Source organism: Actinopolymorpha pittospori, assembly GCF_014873875.1.
Taxonomy (GTDB): Bacteria; Actinomycetota; Actinomycetes; order Propionibacteriales; family Actinopolymorphaceae; genus Actinopolymorpha; species Actinopolymorpha pittospori.
The window spans coordinates 10,246,986-10,261,837 of the sequence record NZ_JADBEM010000001.1 but is presented as its reverse complement, the minus strand read 5'-3'; the positions used below and the strand labels follow the sequence as shown (position 1 = coordinate 10,261,837).

Here is a 14,852-nt window from a genome sequence, read left to right as displayed (position 1 = left end):
CGGAGCCGATCTGCGCGAGCTGTTTCTGCACTGGTGGGGAACCGCACGCGGCGGTGGCCGACCTGACGGCGCCTACGTCCGACTCTCGTAGTCGCACCCGAACACCGGGAGGGGCATGGCCACGACGGAGCGGAGTTCTCCCACCTCGCGATCTCGGGTGGAGCACAACGGCATCAACGTCATCGCCGAGGACGAACGCCGAGGTCGCCCGCGCGATCTGTGGTGGCCCTGGTGCGCGGCCAACATCTCGGTCCTCGCGATCAGCTACGGCAGCTTCCTGCTCGGGTTCGGGATCAGCTTCTGGCAGGCCCTCGTGGCAGGCGTGGTCGGCACCGTCCTGTCGTTCCTGCTGGTCGGCCTCGTCTCGCTGGCCGGCAAGCGCGGTTCCGCCCCGACGATGGTGCTGTCCCGCGCGGCGTTCGGCGTCCGCGGCAACGCCCTCCCCTCGGCGGTCTCCTACCTGCTGCTGGTCGGCTGGGAGACCGTGCTGGTCGCGTTGGCGACCCTCGCGACGGCGACGGTGTTCGGCCGGCTCGGCTGGTCCGACGGTACGGCGACGAAGGTCGTGGCGTTCGTCGTCGTGGCCGCCGTGATCATCGTCGCGGGCTGCCTGGGCTTCGACGCCATCATGCGGCTGCAGTCGTGGCTGACGGTCGCGCTCGCGGTGCTGACCGTCGGCTACGTCGCGCTGTCGGCCTCCCACATCGACTGGTCCAGCGTGGGCAGCCTGCCGAGCGGGTCGACCACCGCGCTGCTCGGCGCGCTCGTCCTCGCCGCCACCGCCCTGGGACTGGGCTGGGTCAACGCGGGCGCCGACTACTCCCGCTACCTGCCGCGATCGGTGTCCTCGCGGGCGGTCGTGGGCTGGACGACGCTGGGTGCGAGCCTGGCTCCCGTCGTCCTCGTCGTCGACGGCCTCCTGCTGGCCGGCAGCGACGAGAAGCTCGCCGCGGCTGTCGGTGCCGACCCCATCGGGGCGCTGACCTCGGTCCTGCCCACGTGGTACCTCGTGCCGTTCGCGTTCGTCGCGGTCTTCGGCCTGGTCGCGGGCGCCGTCCTGGACATCTACTCCTCCGGACTCACCCTGTTGACCCTCGGACTTCGGGTCGCCAGGTGGAAGGCCGCCCTGGTCGACGGCCTCTTGATGGTGGCGGGCACGGTCTGGATCGTCTTCTTCGCCACCGACGTGATCGGGCCGTTCCAGGGCTTCTTGATCACGCTCGGCGTACCGATCACCGCGTGGTGCGGTGTCTTCGTCGCCGACCTGGCGCTGCGCCGCCGGCCCTACGCACAGGCGGACCTGTACGACAGCGCTGGACGCTACGGCGCCTTCGGCCCGTCCGCGCTCGCGTCCATGGTGGCGGCGACCGTTGTCGGGTGGGGACTGGTCGTCAACACCAACTCCTCCGCGCTCGCCTGGCAGGGCTTCCTGCTCGACCCGCTCGGGCTCGGACCCAAACTCGAGGGACCGTGGACCTACGCGAACCTCGGCGTCCTCGCGGCGCTCGTGATCGGGTTCGTCGGTCACTGGGCCTTCGGTCGGGGGAGGGTAGCTGATCAGGAACGCGTCCACAGCTGACCGGGCACCGGCCCTCAGGCGGAACCTTCTCCGTCCAGTTCCTGAAGCACGCGTTGTCGGTCACCATGCCGGTGGCCCAAACTGGACGGGATAGCGTTTTCCCGGAGGGATTCCATGAACGACGGCAGCACGGCGAAACCCGACACCTACCACGACTACGCGCCTTGGGGATTCCGCCGCGACGGGACCGAGCAGGAACGCAAGGCCCAGCTGGAGTGGCAGACCGAACTCCTCGGCCGAGGAGATGTCGTCCTCGCCGAGGGCGCCTTCGTCTCCTCCCTGGCCCACATCTTCCCCAAGCGGTTGCACGTCGGGGTGAACTCCTACATCGCCGCCAACGCCTACGTGCTGGTCGACGACTTGGAGATGGGGTCGGAGAGCACCCTCAACCCCTACAGCGTGGTCCGGGGTACGGTCCGGATGGGTGACCAGGTGCGTGTCGGTGCGCACACCTCCCTCCTCGGCTTCAACCACTCCATGGCGCCGGACCGGCCGGTGTGCAAGCAGCCGGTGACCACCAAGGGCATCACGATCGGCGACGACGTCTGGATCGGTTCGCACGTGGTCGTGGTCGACGGGGTGACCATCGGTGACCACGCCGTCGTCGGCGCCGGTGCCGTGGTGACGAAGGACGTGCCCGCGTGGGCGGTGGTCGGTGGCAACCCGGCCCGCCTGATCCGCGACCGCCGAGACGTCCGCCGCACCTCCGGCGGCTCGGCCGGCTCGGCCGGTGACCTCACGTCCCGGCTGGCGGCGTTCGGCGACAAGGCCCGCGCGCAGGCCGAGGACGTGCTGGCCCGCTACTGGAAGCCTGAGCCCGAGGCTGCGGACGCGCGCGGCACCGATGACCCGTTCGCCTCCGGGATCCTCGCCGGCGGTCGCTTCCTCGACCGGCCCGGCGCGGCCCCGACCGTCCGCGCCTGGTGCGACGCGGTGGAGATCGCCGACCTGCTGTTGGGTACGGCACCGCCGCAGGCGTCCGGTGCGGAGATCGCCGCGCACCTGCGTTCACGCCAGGACGCCGACAGCGGGCTGCTGCCCGACTACGCCGAGACCGGGCAACCTTCGCTTGACGCCGGGGCGAGCTACCACATTCTCTGTGTGGGTTACGCGTTGCAGCTGCTGGGAACGTCGTTCGAGCATCCGATTCGGGCCGTCTCGGAGATGGAGCCAGCCGAACTCATCGCCCGGCTGCAGGGGCTCGCGTGGAACACCCGGGGCTGGAGTTCGGGCGCCTGGGTCGACGCGTTCGGCACCGCGATCTACCGCAACCTCCTCGACTTCGGCGTCCGGAGCCCGTCTGAGCCGCTGTTCGGTTGGCTGCTCGCCAACGCCGACGGGTTCCACGGCATGTGGAGCCAGCCGGACGCCGTACAGCGCTGGCTGCAGCCGGTCAACGGCTTCTACCGGCTCACTCGCGGCACCTACGCGCAGTTCGGGCTGCCGCTGCCGTATCCGGAGCAGGCCCTCGACACGGTCCTCGCACACAGCAAGGACCCGGCGTACTTCGCCGACGACCGGGGCAACGCCTGCAACGTCCTGGACGTGATCCACCCGCTCTGGCTCACGGGCAAGCAGACCCGCTCCCGCCGGAACGAGGGTGAGGTCTGGGCCCGGTGGCAGCTGGGGCGGGCCCTGTCGCACTGGCGTGACGGCGAGGGCTTCTCCTTCGCGCTGGGCCACGGAAACGAGCGGGAACGTACGCCCGGCCTGCAGGGCACCGAGATGTGGCTGGCGATCATCTGGCTGCTCGCCGACTACCTCGGCGAGAGCAGCGCGCTGGGTTACCACCCGCAGGGTGTGCACCGGCCCGAGCCGGCCGCGTCGCTGCGGGAGACCGGTCCGCGCTGAGCCACTGCGGCCTGAGGGAAGGGGCCGGGCCGAGCGGGTGGTGCTGTGTCGTGAGCCGCTGACCTGGGTCGTTACCTGGCCGGTGCGACCGGCGCGCCCGCGCCCCCGCCCGGCGCGACCGGCGCGCCTCCGCCCGCTATGGTCGGCGGGATGGCGATGCCGCTCCCGGCCGGGACGGGCAGCACGCTGACCTTGCCTTCCTGGACCGCCTTGTAGAGCACGTAGGCGTCGGGTCCGAGGACCTTCACGAGTTCCCGGATCGACTCGAGTTCGGTGCGGACGGTCTCGTTGCGTTGCTTCTGCGCGTTGTTCTGGGCGACCGCCTCCTGCTCGGCGGTGAGGGCCGCCCGGATGTTCTCCGGAGGCACCGGCGCCTGCAGGGTGAGGACGGCGTTGCCGCACGGACCGGTACCGGCGTAGGACGGCTGGCAGAAGTAGTCCGAGCCGGCCTGGTCCTTGATGAACTGCGAGGCCAGCCGGCCCACCTCGTCCTCCCACCGCTCCTTGATGGCTGGGTCGGAGTAGAGGTCCTTGTAGCCGTACTTCTTCGACACGGCGTCCATCGCCTTGTCGAGCGGCTGCTTCAGATAGACGTTGAGCATGGTGCGCCAGCCGTCGGTGGTGCGGCCGTCGACCATCCAGGCCTGGAACTTGATGCCGATCCGTTCGTGGAACTGGCGCAGCGTCTTGCAGTCGGTGTTGAGGGAGAACGTCGCGACACCGGTCACGGTCATCGTCACGTTGTCGCTGGTGACCACGCTGATCGGGTTGCCGTCGGTGCCCTCGCCCCCGCTGAAGTCGTAGGTGCGCTGTCCGAACGGGTAGGTGTAGTGCTTGTCGCCTGGTCCGTCCCACGTGCGGGTGCTCGGGGTGACGCAGGCGTCGAACCTCGTGTCGGAGATGGGGCCGGCGTTGTAGGTGAGACCGGTTTCGTCGGGCTGGGTGTTGATGCTGGTGCATCCGCTGAGCACACCGACGGCGGCGACCGCGATGGCCAGGCCCAGGACAGCGGTTTTCCTCATCCGCGCAGCAGCTCCTTCTGCTCGTGGGCGCGGATCCCGCCGGGCCGACGCGTTGGTGTGAGCCGAGCTCACGTGAGGCATGGGTGAGGTCGGGCCGGCACCTGTGCCCCCGGCGATGATCCACAGGTGAGCACAGTGTGCCGCATCCGGACGCCGTTGCGGGCCGGTCGGGAGGCTTCCCTGTGGGCAACCCGCCGCCGGACCCCGGCACCGACACCGGCACCGACACCGGCACCGCGTGGTCGGACGCGTACGGACCCACGGCCGCAGCAGGGAGCGCCGCGGCGGGGAGCCGTGCAGCAGGAGCAGAGACCTGACCCGGGATCGTCCCGAGGCGGTCACTTCACGTCCATGATCCGCTCAGGACGGTGCGCTTTCGTCGCATCCGCACCTCCCGCACCTCCCGCACATCCCGCACCCCCGCACCTTCGGGCCCGCTCATCGAAAGGCGTGTCACCGTGTCCTCTGTCATCCGTGCCGTGCATGTCGGAAGCCTCCTGCGACCCACCGAACTCCTCGACGCCCGCGCCGAGCACGCGGCCGGTCGCATGGACGACGGCACGTTGCGGGAGACCGAGGACAACGCGGTCCGGATGGCGCTCGACCTGCAGCACGACAGCGGGATCGGCATCTTCACCGACGGTGAGTACCGACGCAACGACTTCATGAGCCACCTGACCGCCGCCACCGACGGCTTCGTCAACGAGGCACCCGTCCTGGACTGGAACGCCGCGGAAGGCGAGAGCCGCAAGGACGACACCATCCTCAACCTGATCGGCGGCCCGCTGCGGTACCGCGACAGGTTCACCGAGGCGGAGGCGTCCTTCCTCGACCGGCACGCGCCGGGCCCCTACAAGGTGACGCTGCCCGACCCGACGAACTTCGTCGTCGCGAACTGGGAGCGGGGCGTCAGCGGCGGGCACTACCCGGTGCGCTCCGACATCGTCGACGACCTCACCCGCATCGTCCGGACCGAGGTGGACGCCCTCGTCCGAGACGGCGTACGGCACATCCAGCTGGACGCACCCAGCTTCACCGCGTTCGTCAACCCATGCTGGCCGTCTTCGAGGCCGAGGGCATCGACGCGCGGAAACTGCTGCAGACCTGCATCGACGCGAACCGCGAGATCGTCGCCGGACTGCGCGAGGCCGGTGTGACCGTCGGCATGCACCTGTGCCGCGGCAACTACCGGGGACAGTGGTTCAACGAGGGCAGCTACGACGCAATCGCCCGCGACCTGTTCGGTCAGGTTCCGGTCGACCACTGGCTGCTCGAGTACGACACCGAGCGCGCCGGGACCTTCGAACCTCTCCGGCACGTTCCGGCCGGTACCGGCGTCGTTCTGGGCCTGGTCACCACCAAGTCGGGTGAGCTCGAGGACGGTGAGGAACTCCTCCGCCGCATCGAGGAGGCGTCGCGGCTGGTGCCGATCGAGAACCTGTCCGTCAGCCCGCAGTGTGGCTTCGCCTCCGAGGTTCAAGGCAACCCGCTGACCTGGAACGACCAGCGGCGGAAGCTGGATCTGGTCGTCTCCACGGCGCAGCGGGTCTGGGGCTAGGTCGTGTCCTCGGCGAACCGGCGGACCCGGTGATCATGATCACGATCCCGGCGGTGGGGCTCAGTGAGAGGACTTCTTGAAGGGCGTCGGCCTGTCCTCTCCGCTGGCCGTCCATTGCCGGCCGATGGTTGCGACGGACTTCGGCAGTGGCACCTGCGGCACCTCGTACCCCATGGCCTCGATCCGCTCCGCCTGGACCTTCGCGGTGGACACCCCGAACTCCTTGTCCCGTTCGGCGACCAGCTCAGTGTTCGCCTGGCCGCTGCCGGTCAGCGACCACATCAGCAACGGCTCGCCCATTGGCACCGGGGTCGTCGGGTCGGGCCAGGTCTGCCACGTCTTGCCCCAGGTGGTGAGCAGGTACGTCATGAAGTCCATCTCTGCCTGCTCGCTCATGACCGGGGCGACCAGCCCGCCGCCCAGCACCTCGTAGGTGTGCGGGTGCCAGTACTTCTTCTCCTCATCCGGGAGGGACCGGAAAAGCTCGTCGGACACGATGTACTCGACGCCGAGCAACTTCGCCCCTGGACCTGGCGAGTCGTACAAAAGGCACTGGTGCATCTCGTGGTCGCCATCGCCCCGCATCCCGCAGTAGTGCATGGTGGTGACCTGGAACGTGGGGTTGTTCTTGGCAACGTGGAAGCCGCAGAAGAAGAGGTGGTGGTTCCTGACCGGCTCCATGACCTGGTCGGGTTCTTGGCCGCTCATCTGGTGTTGCCCCCTTCACCGTTCCTACCCCGACCCGGAGCTCCAGCGCCGCACGCTTGACGTGGTCGTCCCCACCGCACAACGGGTCCGGGGCGGGGGGTAGGCGGGTAGGTAGGTAGCGCGCTCAGTCGGTGTTGAGGCGCTGCTTCAGGCCGTCCAGTTCGCTCCACAGCGCGGCCGGGACGCTCTCGCCGATCGCCTCGAACCACTCCGTGATCCCCGGGACTTCGGCGCGCCACTCCTCGGGAGCGACGCCCACCAACGCCTCCACCGCGTCGCGGTCGATGGACAGGCCGGACAGGTCGAGCGCCTCGGGCGTCGGAACGTAGCCGATCGGCGTCTCGATCGCCTCCGCCCGGCCCTCGATCCGGTCGATCGCCCACTTGAGCACCCGGCCGTTCTCGCCGAAGCCCGGCCACAGGAACGAGCCGTCCTCGTCGCGCCGGAACCAGTTCACGTAGAAGATCTGCGGGAGCTTCGCGGCGTCGTGCCGCTTGCCCATGCTGATCCAGTGGTCGAAGTAGTCGCCGGCGTTGTACCCCATGAACGGCAGCATCGCCATCGGGTCCCGGCGTACGACACCCACCTGGCCCTCGGCCGCCGCGGTCGTCTCCGAGGACAGGGTGGCGCCCATGAACACACCGTGCGTCCAGTCCCGCGCTTGGGTGACCAGCGGGACCGTGGTCGCCCGCCGCCCACCGAAGAACAGCGCGGAGATCGGCACACCCGCCGGATCGTCGAACTCCGGCGCGACGATCGGGCACTGGGGCAGCGGCGTGCAGAACCTGCTGTTCGGGTGGCTGGAGGTCTCCTGCGACGCCGGGGTCCAGTCGCGGCCCTTCCAGTCGGTGAGGTGGACGGGCGGCTCGTCGCTGTAGCCCTCCCACCACACGTCGCCGTCGTCGGTGAGCGCGACGTTGGTGAAGATCGAGTTGCCACGCTCGATGGTGCGCATGGCGTTCGGGTTCGTCTTCCAGCCGGTGCCGGGCGCGACGCCGAACAGCCCGTACTCCGGGTTCTGCGCGTAGAGCCGACCGTCTGGCCCGAACCGCATCCAGGCGATGTCGTCGCCCAGCGTCTCGACCTTCCACCCGGGCAGCGTCGGCTCGAGCATCGCCAGGTTGGTCTTGCCGCAGGCGCTCGGGAACGCCGCCGCGATGTAGTGGACGCTCTGCTGCGGCGAGGTCAGCTTGAGGATCAGCATGTGTTCGGCCAGCCAGCCCTCGTCGCGGGCGATCGCGCTCGCGATCCGCAGCGAGTAGCACTTCTTGCCGAGCAGGGAGTTGCCGCCGTAGCCCGAGCCGTAGGACCAGATCTCGCGGGTTTCCGGGAAGTGCGAGATGTACTTGGTCTCGTTGCAGGGCCACGGCACGTCGGTGTCGCCCGGCTCCAGCGGCGCGCCGACGGAGTGCAGGCACGGGACGAAGGCCCCATCCTCACCCATCCCGTCAAGGACGGCTTGCCCCATCCGGGTCATGATGCGCATCGACGCGACAACGTAGGCCGAATCGGTGAGTTCCACGCCGAACAGCGGCTTGTCCGCCTCGAGGGGACCCATGCAGAACGGCACGACGTACATCGTCCGACCGCGCATGCTGCCGCGGTACAGGTCGATCATCGTCGCCTTCATCTGCTGCGGGTCCATCCAGTTGTTGGTCGGACCCGCGTCGGCCTCGCGGCGGGAGCAGATGAAGGTGCGTTTCTCCACCCGGGCCACGTCGCTGGGGTCGGTACGCGCCCAGAAGGAGTTGACCTTCTTCGCCGGGTTGAGGCGGACCAGCGTCCCGGCGTCGACGAGTTCGGCGGTGAGCCTGGTCCACTCATCCTCCGAGCCGTCGCACCAGTAGACCTGGTCCGGCTCGCACAGCTCGGCGATGTCGCGGACCCAGGTGCGCAGCCGCGAGTGTCGGGTGGGGATCTCGGCGGGTACGTCGCCCCAGGCGTCGATCACCCGGCCGCTCGGCGTAGTTGTGATGGACATGCGGTCACGCTAGGTGTCGAACCGCGAGGTCCGACGAGATCAGAACGACACCGGCGGCAGCTGGAAAGGGCTGTCCTACGGGTCCTTGCGAAATGGCCGCAAGCTCTTGCGAGAACCCGTCAGAAAGCCTGGCGGCCATCCGCAAGTTGGTCTGACCGGTCTGGTCCAGGCCATACCTAAGCCGGAGCTTCGCCGTTCATCCCGGATGAGGGAGCATGCCCCGCGGTGGCGGCGACCGCCCGATTAATGCCAGACACAAGGACACGCCGGAAAGCCACGCCTGCGACAGCCGGCCCCAGGTTAGCGACCCGCGAGCCGCTCGACCACGGGGGCGAACTCCTCCATGAACATCCCGTTCACCGACACGTAGGAGATCCCGAGGGCGTCCCGGCGCCGCAGCAACGTGTCGGCCATCTCCGCGGGCGTGCCGGTGAGGATGGCCGCCGAGCCGCGGCGTACCAGCTCGGCCGGGTCCCCGCCGAGTTGGCGTGCCATCCACGCCGGCAGGTCGGCGCCGACACCGGCGAGGTTCACGCTCAGCTCCAGCGCGTCGAACCGGTCGCCCGCGACGTCGCGCAGCTCGCCGACCTTCGCGGCGAGGTCGTACTCCGTCCCCTGCGGGGCCACACCCAAAGCCACGATGTCGGCCTCCCGCGCGGCGAGGGTGAGCAGCCGGCGTCCCGCCCCCGCCACCAGGATCGGCGGACCCGGCTGCTGGACGGCGCGCAGCGGCGATTGCGACCCCCCGTCCTGCTTGTCCAGGGCCGCCTTGACCACCCGGATCGTCTCGGCGAGGTGGCGGACGCGTTCGCCCGGCGTACCGAAGGACAGGCCCAGCCGCTCGGCGTCCCGTTCACCGCCCGGCCGGCCGGCGCCCAGGCCCAGCTCGAACCGCCCACCGGTCAGGACGTCCATGCTCACGGTGTCGTGCGCGACCGCGGCCGGTGCGTACAGGGGCGTGTTGAGCACGAACGGGCCCACCCGCAGCGAGGTGGTGGCGGTCGCGGCGGCGGCCAGTGCCGGCAGCGGCGAGAGCGTGCCCAGGGTGTCCGGGACCAGCAGGTTGGTGAAGCCAAGGTCCTCGGCCCGGCGGGCCGTCGCCGCCCAGGCGTTGGCGGTGGGTGCGAGCGCGGCGACGACTCCGAATCGGAACGATCGTGTGGACATCAGGCTCTCCTAGGTCGGGGTGTCCCTAACCACCAGGATCCCCGAACAACCTGGACGTCGGCGTCACCCGCGCGACGTGCCCGCGGCTACCGCGACCGGCGTCCTCCACGCTTCCTCGGCTACGCCTCCGGACGTAGCCGGGGCGCCTCGGCTACCAGGGTGCCGGGGTTGAGGATCCCGTGCGGGTCCAGCGCGGCCTTCACCGCTGCCAGCACCGAGACACCGACGGGACCGACCTCCGCCTCCAGGTAGGGCGCGTGGGTCCGGCCGACCGCGTGGTGATGGCTGATCGTCCCGCCCCCGGCCACGATCGCCTCGCTCGCGGCGGCCTTGGCCCGCTCCCACTGGTCGACCATGGCGGCGGGATCCTCGACCTGGCGGGCCAGCACGGTGAAGTACAGCGAGGCCCCGGTCGGATAGACGTGCGACACGTGGGTGAAGACCAGGGGCGGGGTGCCGGCGCTGGTCAGGCTGTCCCGCAGGGCAGAACGAACCGAGGCGTACAGGGCCGGCAGCCGGGCCCAGCTGGTCGCGGTCTCCACGGTCTCGACCATGACACCAGCGTCGAGCAGCGCGTCGCGCTGGTGCGGCCCGACGAAGCGGTGCCGCCGCCAGGCCTCACCGACCCGGACGCCGAGGAACCTCGCCCCGCCCGCGCGTAGCGCCGGGAGGGCGAGTGAGCGCCGGCGCCGCGTGGTGCCGGTGGCGCCTTCCCAACCGACGACGCACAACGCCGGACTCCGCACACCTCGGGCCCGCGCCAGGAGGGTCACGGCCTGCCCCTTCCGCCCCTGCAACGCCAGGTTGGAGGAGGTCTCCTCCTCGTCGGAGAGCCGCACCAGGTCCGGTGGCTCGCCGTCCTGCACCAGGCCGCGGATCGCCTCCAGCCCGCGCTCGAACGACGGGAACACCCACGCCTCGTACCGCCGCTCGGCCGGCTCGGGCCGCACGCGCAGGGTGAGCTCGGTGAGGACGCCGAACGCGCCCTCGGACCCGGTGAACAGCGCCCGCAGATCGGGCCCGGCGGCGTTCGGTGTCCCCGTACCGAGTCGCAGCTCGCCCACCGGTGTCGCCACCCGCAGCCCCACCACCATGTCGTCGATCCGGCCGTACCCGGTGGACGCCTGCCCCGCGGAACGGGTCGCGACGTAGCCGCCCAGCGTCGCGCGGGCGAAGCTCTGCGGCACGTGGCCGAGGGTGTACCCGCGTGCTGACAGCAACTCCTCCGCGCGCGGGCCGCTGATGCCCGGCTGGAACGTCGCGGTCCGAGACGTCTCGTCCACCTCGAGGAGTTCTGCCATACGGGACAGGTCGAGCGTCACCACCGCGCGATGGGCCCCGCGTCGACGGGTTCGACACCGCCGACCACGCTGGTACCCCCGCCATAGGGCACGACCGCGATGTCGTGCTCGCCCGCGACGGTCAGGACGGCGGCCACCTCCTCGTGATCGCCCGGGCGTACGACCGCGTCCGGCAACGCCACGTCATGACCGGTACGGCGCCGCACCAGGTCGAGATAGGACTGCCCGCCCGCGTGCGCCAGCCGTGCCCGCGGGTCCTCTTCGACGTAGTCCGCCCCGACCACGGCACGCAACGCGTCGGCCGCCGCGACCGGTAGCCCGCTCTGCGGGACGGGAATGACCGACACCGGCACGGCCGAACGTGCGGTCAGCGCACCGAGGTGGCGAGCAAGCCACACTAGGACCTTGCCTGAAGGCACCACCTCGTGTTCCGGTCCAGCCCACCGGGAGAACGGCCGAGGATCCAGTCCCGCGTGCGCAAGCTCGTTCATGGGGAGAGCGTGACATATGGCAGAGCGTGATCGCCCGGGTAGTACGCAGGCCGGGGCGACCCCGCCGGACGCCACGGACCGTCCCGACGTCGACCAGATCCTCGCGGAGTACGACGAGGAACGCCCCGCGCGCCGGCTGTCTGGTCGGACCGGATTCGCGGTCACCGTCATCTGTGCGCTGGTGAGCCTGTTCGTCCTCTACACGATCTTCTTCCCGCTCGCCCGGGGTACGCAGTACTACCTGGTCATCTTCCTCGCCGCGGTGCTGCCGCTGACGTTCCTGTGCTACCGATCGGGCTTCACCTGGCGCCGCAAAGCCGACGAGGGCAGCGCCGCTGACGCCGGATCCTCGCGTCCCGGCGAAGCGTCCGTGCGGCCGCGCGACAACCCGGGCCTGCTCGACTGGGCGCTCGCCGTCCTCTCGATCGTGGTCGCGGTCTACCCGCTGCTGGACTTCGACGCCTTCCTCGAACGCCGCCAGATCCCGACCACGCTGGACCTCGTGGCCGGCCTGGTCCTCACCGTGCTGATCCTCGAGGCCTGCCGGCGGACGACGGGCTGGTGGCTGCCGGCGATCTGCCTGGCGTTCTTCGGCTACGCCTACTACGGCGGCTACCTGCCGGTCGACTGGTCACTCGCGCACGTGGGCTTCAACATCGACGAGATCGTGCCGCAGCTGTTCATGGGCACGAGTGGCTTCTTCGGTACGCCACTCGGGGTCGCCGCGACCTACATCGTGTTGTTCACGATCTACGGTGCCGTGCTCGACATGTCGGGGGCGGGGAAGTTCTTCATCGACCTGTCCTTCGCCGCGTTCCAGGGCCGGCGCGGCCGGCAGTCGCCCACCGCGCCGGGTCGCACGGTGACGCTCGCGGGGTTCCTGCTGGGCACGGTCTCCGGTTCGGGTACGGCGACCGCGGTCAGCCTGGGCTCGGTGGCCTGGCCCATCCTGCGGCGCGCGGGCTACGGCAAGGAGCAGGGCGGCGGGGTGCTGGCCGCGGCCGGCATCGGTGCGATCCTGTCGCCGCCCACGCTCGGCGCGGCGGCGTTCATCATCGCCGAACTCCTGCGCACCAGCTACCTGACCGTCCTCGTCTACGCGATCATCCCCACGATCCTCTATTACGTCGGCATCATCCTGGCGATCGAGATCGACGCCCGCCGCCACGGCGCGCAGGCGGTGGAGATCGCGCACGGGTCGGCGCTGCGGCTGCTGCTCCGGTTCGGCTACCACTTCCTGTCGCTGTTCCTCATCGTGGCGTTCATGGCCGCCGACATCCCGCCGTTCCGCGCGGTCGTCTACGCCACGATCATGCAGTTCCTGTTCTCCTTCCTCGACCGCGAACACCGGATGATGCCCGGTCGGCTGCTCGAGGCGTTGGCGACCGGTGTCCGCAGCGTGCTGCCCGTCGCGGCGGTGTGCGCGGCGGCCGGGATCATCGTCGCGGTCGTCACCCTCACCGGTCTCGGCCTGAACCTCGCCGGGATCATCATCGACACCGCACAGGTGGTCTCCGACCATCCGACGCTGGTCCTGGTGCTGACGGCGGTGTTCGCCGCGGTGGCGGTCGCCGTGCTCGGCCTCGCGGTCCCGGTGACCGCGTCGTTCATCATCGCCTCCGTCATCATCACCCCGGCGCTGGTCGAACTCGGGGTCAGCCGGCCCGAGGCCTACATGTTCGTCTTCTACTACGCCGTGCTGTCGGAGGTGAGCCCGCCGACCGCACTGGCCGCCGTGGCCGCCGCCGCGATCACCGGCGGGAACGCCATCCGCACGATGTGGGCGACCTGGCGGTACTCGCTTCCGGCGTTCCTCGTGCCGTTCGCGTTCGTGCTCACCGAGAACGGCTCCGCCCTGCTGGCACAGGGACCCCTGCCCCGGATCCTGCTGGTGACGCTGGTGTCGATCCTCGCCGTCGCCGCGCTCGCCGCCGCGGCGGGCGGTTGGATCCTCGGACCCGCGAACGCCGCGGAGCGGGTGCTTGCCTTCGCCGGCGCTCTTTTGCTTCTCTACCTGGAACCGCTCACCGTTGGTCTCGGTGTCGCACTGCTCGTCGTCGCCGTGGCCGTCCATCTCCTCCGCCGCCGGATCCGTACGCCGGTCGCGGACAGCCAAGGGAGCACGACATGACCATGCCGCGTGGAAAGTTCGTCCGGATAGCGGTTGCCGCCCTCGCGGGCGCACTCGCGCTGGGCGCCTGCGGTGGCAAGCGGAACGACACCGGTACCGAAACCTCCGACGGCGGCGGTCCGCAGGCCAGCGCCGGTGGCCGGCTCACCATCGCCACCGGCAACACCACCGGCGTCTACTACCAACTCGGCGGCGGCCTGGCCCGCCTGATCGACCAGAACCTCGACGGCTACAAGGCCACCGCGAGTGAGACCGGCGCCTCGGTGCAGAACATCCAGGGTGTGGTCGGCGGACGCTACGACATCGCGTTCTCCCTCGCCGACACCGCCAACGACGCCGTGGAGGGCAAGGGCAGCTTCAACTCGCCGCAGCCGGTGGAGGCGCTCACCCGGCTCTACCCCAACTACACCCACGTGCTCGTCCGCAGCGGCGCGGGCATCGACTCCATCGCCGACATGAAGGGCAAGCGCATCTCGACCGGCTCGCCCAACTCCGGCACGGAGGTGATCGCCCAGCGCCTGCTCACCGCCGCCGGCCTGGATCCCGCCAAGGACGTGAAGGCGCAGCGCCTCGGCCTGCCCGAGACCCAGGACGGCATGAAGGACGGCAGCATCGACGGGATGTTCTGGTCCGGTGGCCTGCCGACCGGCGGCATCACCGACCTCACGACGTCCCTGCGGGACAAGGTGAAGTTCCTCGACCTGTCCAAGGAACTGCCGGGACTGCAGGAGGAGTACGGCAAGATCTATGAGGCGGGAAACCTGCCGGCCGACACCTATTCACAGGCCAAGGACATCCCGACCATCGTCGTTCCCAACGTTCTCGTGGTGAAGAAGGGCTTCGACCCCGACCTCGCGGGTGAGCTCGTCAAGCTGATCTTCGACAAGCGGGCCGACCTGGAGAAGGTCAACCCGGCCGCCGAGGACATCTCGCTGGACACCGCGAAGCAGACCGAGCCGATCCCGCTGAACGCGGGCGCCGCCAAGGCGCTGGACACGCTCGGCGCGAAGTAGCTTCGGCCGGAGCGCCACCCAGCTCACCGGGTAGCGTGGGCTCTCGCGGT

Annotated in this window: 12 protein-coding genes; 6 read left to right on the top strand and 6 right to left on the bottom strand. The window is 70.0% G+C overall.

The genetic code is table 11. The features are described 5' to 3' along the window. The first annotated feature begins 115 nt into the window (after nucleotides 1-115). Both HEB94_RS47495 and HEB94_RS53160 read left to right on the top strand, forming a co-directional pair. Nucleotides 116-1,579 (top strand): purine-cytosine permease family protein, encoded by a 1,464-nt coding sequence (locus HEB94_RS47495; RefSeq protein ID WP_192755923.1) that lies wholly within the window; start codon nucleotides 116-118, stop codon nucleotides 1,577-1,579. A gap of 114 nt (nucleotides 1,580-1,693) precedes the next feature. Next, entirely contained in the window at nucleotides 1,694-3,430 is a 1,737-nt protein-coding gene (locus tag HEB94_RS53160; protein WP_192755922.1) for an acyltransferase, read from the top strand. Nucleotides 3,431-3,501: 71 nt separating this feature from the next. On the opposite strand, the gene HEB94_RS47485 is transcribed toward HEB94_RS53160, so the two are convergent. Next, nucleotides 3,502-4,452, bottom strand: coding sequence for an SPFH domain-containing protein (locus HEB94_RS47485; protein ID WP_192755921.1), 951 nt, complete (start codon nucleotides 4,450-4,452; stop codon nucleotides 3,502-3,504). Between the two features lie 458 nt (nucleotides 4,453-4,910). On the opposite strand from HEB94_RS47485, the gene HEB94_RS49920 reads away from it, so the two are divergent. Both HEB94_RS49920 and HEB94_RS49915 read left to right on the top strand, forming a co-directional pair. Further along, a complete protein-coding gene (locus tag HEB94_RS49920) occupies nucleotides 4,911-5,609 on the top strand; it encodes a uroporphyrinogen decarboxylase/cobalamine-independent methonine synthase family protein (protein ID WP_202896924.1) in 699 nt (232 codons plus the stop codon). Beyond that, nucleotides 5,504-6,010, top strand: coding sequence for a uroporphyrinogen decarboxylase/cobalamine-independent methonine synthase family protein (locus tag HEB94_RS49915; RefSeq protein ID WP_202896923.1), 507 nt, complete (start codon nucleotides 5,504-5,506; stop codon nucleotides 6,008-6,010). Before HEB94_RS49920 ends, HEB94_RS49915 begins: the two co-directional genes overlap by 106 nt. Before the next feature lie 60 nt (nucleotides 6,011-6,070). Here HEB94_RS49915 and HEB94_RS47475 read toward each other — a convergent pair whose 3' ends face one another. The 5 genes from HEB94_RS47475 to HEB94_RS49910 form a co-directional block, all read right to left on the bottom strand. After that, the gene (locus HEB94_RS47475; protein WP_192755920.1) at nucleotides 6,071-6,718 is read right to left on the bottom strand and encodes a DUF1264 domain-containing protein; all 648 of its coding nucleotides are present in this window, start codon (nucleotides 6,716-6,718) and stop codon (nucleotides 6,071-6,073) included. Nucleotides 6,719-6,842: 124 nt separating this feature from the next. After that, nucleotides 6,843-8,699 (bottom strand): phosphoenolpyruvate carboxykinase (GTP), encoded by a 1,857-nt coding sequence (locus HEB94_RS47470; protein ID WP_192755919.1) that lies wholly within the window; start codon nucleotides 8,697-8,699, stop codon nucleotides 6,843-6,845. A 300-nt stretch (nucleotides 8,700-8,999) separates the two neighbouring features. Continuing rightward, entirely contained in the window at nucleotides 9,000-9,866 is an 867-nt protein-coding gene (locus HEB94_RS47465) for a TIGR03621 family F420-dependent LLM class oxidoreductase (RefSeq protein WP_192755918.1), read from the bottom strand. A gap of 119 nt (nucleotides 9,867-9,985) precedes the next feature. Then, entirely contained in the window at nucleotides 9,986-11,191 is a 1,206-nt protein-coding gene (locus HEB94_RS47460; protein ID WP_202896922.1) for an FAD-linked oxidase C-terminal domain-containing protein, read from the bottom strand. Next, complete coding sequence (locus tag HEB94_RS49910; RefSeq protein WP_202896921.1) at nucleotides 11,185-11,658, bottom strand: FAD-binding protein; 474 nt, start codon at nucleotides 11,656-11,658, stop codon at nucleotides 11,185-11,187. Before HEB94_RS49910 ends, HEB94_RS47460 begins: the two co-directional genes overlap by 7 nt. Before the next feature lie 16 nt (nucleotides 11,659-11,674). On the opposite strand from HEB94_RS49910, the gene HEB94_RS47455 reads away from it, so the two are divergent. Then, nucleotides 11,675-13,789, top strand: a complete 2,115-nt coding sequence (locus tag HEB94_RS47455) for a TRAP transporter permease (protein WP_192755917.1) — start codon at nucleotides 11,675-11,677, stop codon at nucleotides 13,787-13,789. Further along, nucleotides 13,786-14,802: a TAXI family TRAP transporter solute-binding subunit gene (locus tag HEB94_RS47450; protein ID WP_202896920.1), complete on the top strand. Its 1,017-nt coding sequence runs from the start codon at nucleotides 13,786-13,788 to the stop codon at nucleotides 14,800-14,802. The genes HEB94_RS47455 and HEB94_RS47450 overlap by 4 nt, the downstream gene beginning before the upstream one ends. Nucleotides 14,803-14,852 lie beyond the last annotated feature (50 nt).

Coding starts and splice junctions, on each gene's coding strand:
- HEB94_RS47495 (WP_192755923.1), top strand. CDS start 116: ATGGCCACGACGGAGCGGAGTTCTCCCACCTCGCGATCTCGGGTGGAG.
- HEB94_RS47475 (WP_192755920.1), bottom strand. CDS start 6,718: ATGAGCGGCCAAGAACCCGACCAGGTCATGGAGCCGGTCAGGAACCAC.
- HEB94_RS47450 (WP_202896920.1), top strand. CDS start 13,786: ATGACCATGCCGCGTGGAAAGTTCGTCCGGATAGCGGTTGCCGCCCTC.
- HEB94_RS49910 (WP_202896921.1), bottom strand. CDS start 11,658: ATGAACGAGCTTGCGCACGCGGGACTGGATCCTCGGCCGTTCTCCCGG.
- HEB94_RS47470 (WP_192755919.1), bottom strand. CDS start 8,699: ATGTCCATCACAACTACGCCGAGCGGCCGGGTGATCGACGCCTGGGGC.
- HEB94_RS49915 (WP_202896923.1), top strand. CDS start 5,504: ATGCTGGCCGTCTTCGAGGCCGAGGGCATCGACGCGCGGAAACTGCTG.
- HEB94_RS53160 (WP_192755922.1), top strand. CDS start 1,694: ATGAACGACGGCAGCACGGCGAAACCCGACACCTACCACGACTACGCG.
- HEB94_RS47465 (WP_192755918.1), bottom strand. CDS start 9,866: ATGTCCACACGATCGTTCCGATTCGGAGTCGTCGCCGCGCTCGCACCC.
- HEB94_RS47455 (WP_192755917.1), top strand. CDS start 11,675: ATGGCAGAGCGTGATCGCCCGGGTAGTACGCAGGCCGGGGCGACCCCG.
- HEB94_RS47485 (WP_192755921.1), bottom strand. CDS start 4,452: ATGAGGAAAACCGCTGTCCTGGGCCTGGCCATCGCGGTCGCCGCCGTC.